Origin of the sequence: Phytoactinopolyspora endophytica, assembly GCF_004138495.1 — a bacterium.
Taxonomy (GTDB): Bacteria; Actinomycetota; Actinomycetes; order Jiangellales; family Jiangellaceae; genus Phytoactinopolyspora; species Phytoactinopolyspora endophytica.
Window position 1 is genome coordinate 667,219 of the sequence record NZ_ML142849.1, and the last position, 1,312, is coordinate 668,530.

The 1,312-nt window shown below is 66.8% G+C and carries 2 protein-coding genes; one reads left to right on the forward strand and one right to left on the reverse strand.

The window, feature by feature from the left end; translation table 11 throughout:
• Positions 1 to 119 precede the first annotated feature (119 nt).
• A complete protein-coding gene (locus ELR45_RS02915) occupies positions 120 to 992 on the forward strand; it encodes an ion transporter (protein ID WP_129663241.1) in 873 nt (290 codons plus the stop codon).
• A 71-nt stretch (positions 993 to 1,063) separates the two neighbouring features.
• Here ELR45_RS02915 and ELR45_RS40355 read toward each other — a convergent pair.
• On the reverse strand, positions 1,064 to 1,312 hold a 249-nt coding region (locus tag ELR45_RS40355), incomplete at its 5' end, for a winged helix-turn-helix transcriptional regulator (protein ID WP_240759107.1).

Here is a 1,312-nt window from a genome sequence, read left to right on the forward strand (position 1 = left end):
GCAGCGCTGGGAGTTCGAAGACTCAGCATGCGGGTCCGAAGAACCTGGCGACTCCCTATTCGCGCGACCCCTAAAGACCGAGGCGGCACAGGCCACCATTTGCACATGAGGATGAGTACATGACTGATCGGGCGACCGAGGTCCTCGACCGCCCCCAGCAGGAGCCGGCACCCTCCTCCACGCTGCGCCAGCGAACGGTCGTCCTCGTCGAATCGACCGGCTTCCAGCGCCTGATCATCTCGATGATCGTGCTCAACGCGGCGCTGCTCGGCCTCGAGACATACGACGAGATCACGGACAGGTGGGGATTTATCCTCACACCGCTCAACCGCGGCATCCTCACCATCTTCGTGGCCGAGATCGTCTTACGGATCTACGCCCACCGCGGCCGGTTCTTCCGCTCCGCGTGGGGTCTGTTCGATCTGTTCATCGTCGCCATCGCGCTGGTGCCGGCATCCGGCAACGCGGCAGTGCTCCGAGTTCTGCGGGTGTTGCGGGTGCTGCGGCTACTGTCGACGGTCCGTTCGATGCGGCGTGTGATCGGCGCGCTCATAGCCGCCATCCCCGGCATCGCCTCCATCGCCGCGCTGCTGGCGATCCTGTACTACGTCGGCATCGTCATGGCGACGAACATGTTCAAGGACCTCTCGCCCGAGCACTTCGGCAACCTCGGCCAGGCCGCGACATCGATGTTCCGGATCATGATCGGCGACGGCGGCCTCGGTGACATCGTCGAACCCATCGGCCGTCAGCAGCCGGCTGCATGGGTGTTCTTCCTCGGCTTCGTGCTGGTCGCCACCTTCGTCGTCCTCAACCTGTTCATCGCCGTCACGGTGGAAGCTCTGGACCGCCAGAAGGATCCCGACGACGAGGCCGACGACGACGCTCGAGCGGATCGTGAGGATCAGCTCCTCGCCGCCATCACCGCGCTGCAGCGGCAGGTCGCCTCCCTCGAGCACCGCCTAGAGGAGAGCGACCGTCATCGCTCCTAGCGCCGGCGCAGCGCGCGCGACGCTGCGCGGCTCAGGGGGCACGGGAGCAGGGCGGCTCACTATGCACGCCCCTACGCCTCGGCGCGCGATCGGTCGTATGCCTCGCGCGCCTTCATCACGTCGTCCATCCGCTCTTCGGTCCACGCCGCCAGCGCGCGCACCTGTTCGGCGACCTCGCGGCCCAGGTCGGTCAGCGAGTAGTCGACGCGCGGCGGGATCACCGGCTTGGCGTCACGGTGCACGAGACCGTCGCGCTCCAGGGTCTGTAGGGTCTGCGTCAGCATCTTCTCGCTGACCCGGCCGATCGCGCGGCGCATCTC

Coding starts and splice junctions, on each gene's coding strand:
- ELR45_RS02915 (WP_129663241.1), top strand. CDS start 120: ATGACTGATCGGGCGACCGAGGTCCTCGACCGCCCCCAGCAGGAGCCG.